Annotated in this window: 7 protein-coding genes; all 7 read left to right on the plus strand. The window is 32.9% G+C overall.

The features are described 5' to 3' along the window. The 7 genes from ACN0NP_RS09505 to ACN0NP_RS09535 all read left to right on the plus strand — a co-directional run bounded on the left by ACN0NP_RS09505 (nucleotide 1) and on the right by ACN0NP_RS09535 (nucleotide 4,119). On the plus strand, nucleotides 1–846 hold the full coding sequence (locus ACN0NP_RS09505) for a replication initiation protein (RefSeq protein ID WP_423217689.1): 846 nt from the start codon (nucleotides 1–3) through the stop codon (nucleotides 844–846). Between the two features lie 110 nt (nucleotides 847–956). Next, nucleotides 957–1,364, plus strand: a complete 408-nt coding sequence (locus ACN0NP_RS09510) for a hypothetical protein (protein ID WP_074603867.1) — start codon at nucleotides 957–959, stop codon at nucleotides 1,362–1,364. After that, complete coding sequence (locus ACN0NP_RS09515; protein ID WP_423217690.1) at nucleotides 1,357–1,944, plus strand: hypothetical protein; 588 nt, start codon at nucleotides 1,357–1,359, stop codon at nucleotides 1,942–1,944. The genes ACN0NP_RS09510 and ACN0NP_RS09515 overlap by 8 nt, the downstream gene beginning before the upstream one ends. Before the next feature lie 2 nt (nucleotides 1,945–1,946). Continuing rightward, nucleotides 1,947–2,216 (plus strand): hypothetical protein, encoded by a 270-nt coding sequence (locus ACN0NP_RS09520; protein ID WP_423217691.1) that lies wholly within the window; start codon nucleotides 1,947–1,949, stop codon nucleotides 2,214–2,216. 402 nt (nucleotides 2,217–2,618) lie between these two features. Next, nucleotides 2,619–2,957: a hypothetical protein gene (locus ACN0NP_RS09525; RefSeq protein WP_423217687.1), complete on the plus strand. Its 339-nt coding sequence runs from the start codon at nucleotides 2,619–2,621 to the stop codon at nucleotides 2,955–2,957. Between the two features lie 165 nt (nucleotides 2,958–3,122). Next, on the plus strand, nucleotides 3,123–3,440 hold the full coding sequence (locus tag ACN0NP_RS09530) for a hypothetical protein (protein ID WP_423217688.1): 318 nt from the start codon (nucleotides 3,123–3,125) through the stop codon (nucleotides 3,438–3,440). 556 nt (nucleotides 3,441–3,996) lie between these two features. Then, entirely contained in the window at nucleotides 3,997–4,119 is a 123-nt protein-coding gene (locus ACN0NP_RS09535) for a hypothetical protein (RefSeq protein WP_269449547.1), read from the plus strand. The last annotated feature ends 552 nt before the right edge of the window (nucleotides 4,120–4,671 follow it).

The raw sequence follows: 4,671 nt of genomic DNA on the forward strand, positions 1-4,671 counted from the left end.
ATGGCTAACGAAATTGTAAAGCATCATAACGATTTAAATACAGTCATTATGCGAAAGTGGACTGCTGAAGAGATGAATTTCTTCTTTGCAATAATTGCTAAAGCTAGAAATCAAGGGACTAAAGAATTGGTATTTGATAAATATCAATTAGCTGATTTAGCAAACTATAGTCTTGAACACAATCAACGTTTTTATGAAACAATGGATAATTTAGCTAATAATATCAGTAAATTAAGATATATTGAACGAACAAGCCATTCTGTAGATTATATGGCTTTATTTACAAGATTTAAAGTTGAATGGACAGAAGATTTATCAGACATGAAAGCTACAGTCAGTATTTCTGATAAATTTGAGTATATAGTCAATAAACTTGAAGCTAATTTCACTCAATATGAACTTGAAGAATTTACTAGTATCCGTTCAACTTATGCTAAAACTGCTTATCGTTTGTTAAAACAATGGCGTACAATAGGGAAAAAAGAATTTTCAAAAGAAGAGTTTAAAATGTTGATGGATACTCCGACATATTATCAAGTAAGTGATATTGATCGATTAGTCATTAAACCTATTTTGAAAGAATTAAGCCAATATTTTATGGGGCTAAAAGTTAAGAAAATCAAATCAAATAAACGTGGAAACCCTGTTTTAGGCTATGAATTTACATGGAAACCAGAAAAAACTGGAGAGTGGGAAGATGATAAATACAAGAAAAACGACTTTTATAAGCCTAAAAATAGTGCCTCAAATGTACCAGATTGGGTAGAAAAAGAATACAAGCATAGTGCTACAGCTGAAGACCAAGCGAAACTTGAAGAATTAAAGCGTAGCTTGTTTGAAGATTAGTGGCATTTTGTTATTGATAAAACCTGAAAACCCTTGGGGCTGTAAGGCTTATGGCGTTATCAAGTACAAAATGTCGGTACGTTTTTATAACGTCTTAGTGGAGGAATATTATGACTGAAAGAAACGAACTCATTAACGATATTCAACGACTTAAAGCAGAACGTAATCGATTGTTAGAACAAATCAAAGAGGCTGAACAATGGGAAAGTGCCTCTTGGGATAGTTATCATGCATTGGTAGACCATATTAATGCGATGGAGAAAAAGCAAAAAATAGCTAGAAACTACTGGAATACATCTCAACAAGATATTAAATTACAGTTTGAGTCTGTTCTGGATCAAAATAACAGGCTCAAAAAGGTTATTGCTAAAAAGCGTTATGACTTATTAGAAAGTGAATTAGATAAGCTTACAGAAGAAGTTAGACAGTTAGCAGACGTTTTAGGAATTGAAATCGATGAACTTCCTCAAGATTTGCCATTTTTTGCCTTACCTGCAGAGGAGATAGATAATGAGTAAAACGATTAAAGAAATTGCAGATGAACTTGGTGTTTCAAAAACCACCATTCGAAATAAAATGACTGCTGATTTTAGGAAAAAATGGGTGCAAACTTTGACCGCAAACGGGGTGCAAACCTTGGTTATCACCGAAGAAGGTGTAAATGCCTTAAAATCAATATTTAGAGGTGGAAACCACACCGCAAACTTAGGTGCAAACTTTACTGAAAACCAGTTTGCACCTAACAACGATTTTAAAGATGAATTAAAAGCTAAAAATGAGCAGATAGAAAAGCTCCAAAAATTGCTTGACCAATCTCAACAATTGCTACTTAGTGAGCAGAAAAAAAGTCAATTGCTAATTGAAAATCAGACTCCTAAAACTGAGGTGGCTCGCGAGTGGCAAGAAAAACAAGAAGTGCTAGAAAATCAAATATCTCATTATCGTAATTCGGCTAATAACGCTAATCAACGAGTAAGAGAGTATCAAGATTGGGCAGAGCGAGCAGAAAAAGCTTTTTGGTTTGCAGCTACTTTAGCAGGAGTTTTCTTTGTCTTATTACTTGTTTTAGGGTGGATATACTTTTTAGGGAGAAATTAATCATGATAGGACAGCCAAAATTTAAAATAAAAGACCTTGTTGAATTTTCTTTTAACGGTTCTAAAAGGTTCGGAACTATTATCATAGTCGATGCTTTTGGAACTTTTAGACAGTCTGATGAAGTATCTTACGATATTATCGATTTAGACAGAATGGTTATGTGTAAGCACGTAGTAGAGTCGGATATTTTCCCACCAGATTCGCAAGCTTTAAAGGAGCTTTTAGCAACTAAAGAAATTCCTTTAGACATGAGAGAGTGGTTAGGTTTATAATGAAAACTCCCCGCAATTGTAGGGAGTTTTTTATCCGCCATGACCTGACTTCCTTTCTAAAAATCTGATAAAATGTAGCTTTTTGCCCTGCCCCTGGAGGGGGGGCTACTTTCATACTGGCAAGATTAGCAAGTGGTACCCCACTTACGAAAATAAAAAGCAAAAAAGCCTATTTGTAGGGTAACCCCACAAACAGACTTTTGACTTTTTACACTTTGGGGTATACCCCAAGAAAATATTTTATCAGCGTGTGGGGAACTTACTAGTAAGTTGTCGACCACGTGCTAATCTTGCCGGAGTGAAAGATTATGATAAAATATAAAATAGCACAAGTGGTAAACTTACTGGTAAGTTGTCACACATTTGCTACGCTTGCCAGATGGAAACAAGGAGGTAAAGAACATGTATGAAGCAGCAGGTATCGGAAAAACAATGTTGGAAGTCTCTAAAGAACTAGGTGTATCTAAAGACGTGGTAAAATACCACCAACGCAAAATGAATTCTAACGAAAGTTTTAAAGCAAACGGAAAAATATATATTACTCCTGCTGGAGTAGAAAAAATCAAAAATGGTTTGAGAAAAGATAAAGAGTTCTATTCTGTTACTTTCGAGAGTAAATTGATGAGCCAAATAGATGACTTAAGGTCAAATCAGTGGCACCATGAATGGAAATTAGAAGACGTTTCAAAAAAATTAGATAGCATTGATAAAAAACTAGATGAAATTTTTAAACACCTCTAAATCTGAGACGTCGCTGTTTACTGTGAAAATATTAATGATTATTTTAAAGATGAAGAGGCGTTACTTGAATACGCTATAAATTAATATATATATATTTTATAAATATAATAATAGTACGCGTGTATCTACACGCTTGCTATTATTGTGTGTTAGGAGGTTAAAAATATGAATAAGCTTTTGGATAGTATATTAAAATTAACACAACGTTTGTATACAATCTTGTTTCTATTCGTAATATGGTTGTTTTTTAATATAATGATATCAATATGGCATCAACCGCCTGTTAAAATTAAAACACCTCCTGAACTATTGCATGTTGTTACATACAACCATTATGAGGATAGTCAAGGAATTTATCGTACTAAGTGCGAGTATTACACGAATTATAAGAAGAAAGGTGATTATTATCACATCACCCTAGAAAATGGTAGTGTTATAAAAGTACATAAATCTGATATTATTAAATTAGACAATGAAAATTAGGAAAAAATCAGTCTAGGTTACTTGCTGGCAAGAGGAAATTGGAATAAAGTAAACGACCAGCATAGATAGAATTTTGAAATGAGACTGAATATAGTGATTATATTATTAGTTCTAGAACTTGTTTTGATACCTTTGGTGGTTTGCGTTGCCACAGAGGTAGTTGCTGATTGGTTAATTCAGCACATCAATGACAAAGGCGACAAACATTAGCCTGAGGTCTTTCGAGAACAAAAAAAGACAGTAGTTGCAGCTACTGTCTTTTTTTTGCGTTTTGCTATTCGTTTCCTCGAACTTTAGCGTTAATTGAATTATATCACGTTTGAATTGCAAAAGCCAGAGGTCTTTAAAATCGTCTGTATGCCATTTTAAAATCATTTTTGATGAATTATACCTTTTTTAGTCTAAAACTCCATACAGAGGCTAATAAGGAACTTAAAATCAATTTTAAGCAAAAATCTATGATAGATTTTTGAGATATATTTTTTATTTGAAGAATGATATAATAATTTTTGGCAACTAAAAACCCCCAATCGCCTGCGAAGGGAGGTGTGTTAGTGTGCTATACCAAATTTTACTTTTCGTTGTTATTCGCAATATAGTTAACTATGTTGTTATTCCTTTGGCACAGCTATACGGAACAAAATGGATAGAGAAGCATTTTGATGACAATGAAAAATAGTTGTCCTTCTCTGAGACGTTGCAAGGTTGTGAGCAACGCATAAAAAAGCACCCTAGCTTTTGGACGGCAGGGTGCTTTTCTTGTGTTAGATTTATACCAAATCTTACTTGTTGTTGCTTGTATTATAGCATGAAATAGTTTTTAAAGTCAAAAAAGTAGTGTTTGAGGAACACTACTTAGGAGATTATGAAAAAGAAAAGTTTTAGGATTATCTAAATAGTAACGCTAGAAATTTAAAGAAAACTAAAAAATGAAAAAAATAACTAGCAGATTGACGATTTTTTTCGCAGAAAAAATCAAAATCTGAGTGTTTATATATGTTTAATATATGTTTAATATATGTTTAGGAGACTCACGAGCCTTACAGCCCCAAGGGAATTCAAGTTTTATCAAGTACAAAATGTCGGTTTATCAAGTACAAAATGTCGGTTTATCAAGTACAAAATGTCGGTTTATCAAGTACAAAATGTCGGTTTATTAATACACTTTTTTTATTTGTATTAATAACAAAAAATCGATATAATAAATACAATTAATAAAAGAGGTATTTAT

The sequence above is a fragment of the Streptococcus equinus genome, assembly GCF_049393805.1.
GTDB classification, from domain to species: domain Bacteria; phylum Bacillota; class Bacilli; order Lactobacillales; family Streptococcaceae; genus Streptococcus; species Streptococcus equinus.

Coding starts and splice junctions, on each gene's coding strand:
- ACN0NP_RS09530 (WP_423217688.1), top strand. CDS start 3,123: ATGAATAAGCTTTTGGATAGTATATTAAAATTAACACAACGTTTGTAT.
- ACN0NP_RS09505 (WP_423217689.1), top strand. CDS start 1: ATGGCTAACGAAATTGTAAAGCATCATAACGATTTAAATACAGTCATT.
- ACN0NP_RS09525 (WP_423217687.1), top strand. CDS start 2,619: ATGTATGAAGCAGCAGGTATCGGAAAAACAATGTTGGAAGTCTCTAAA.
- ACN0NP_RS09515 (WP_423217690.1), top strand. CDS start 1,357: ATGAGTAAAACGATTAAAGAAATTGCAGATGAACTTGGTGTTTCAAAA.
- ACN0NP_RS09520 (WP_423217691.1), top strand. CDS start 1,947: ATGATAGGACAGCCAAAATTTAAAATAAAAGACCTTGTTGAATTTTCT.
- ACN0NP_RS09510 (WP_074603867.1), top strand. CDS start 957: ATGACTGAAAGAAACGAACTCATTAACGATATTCAACGACTTAAAGCA.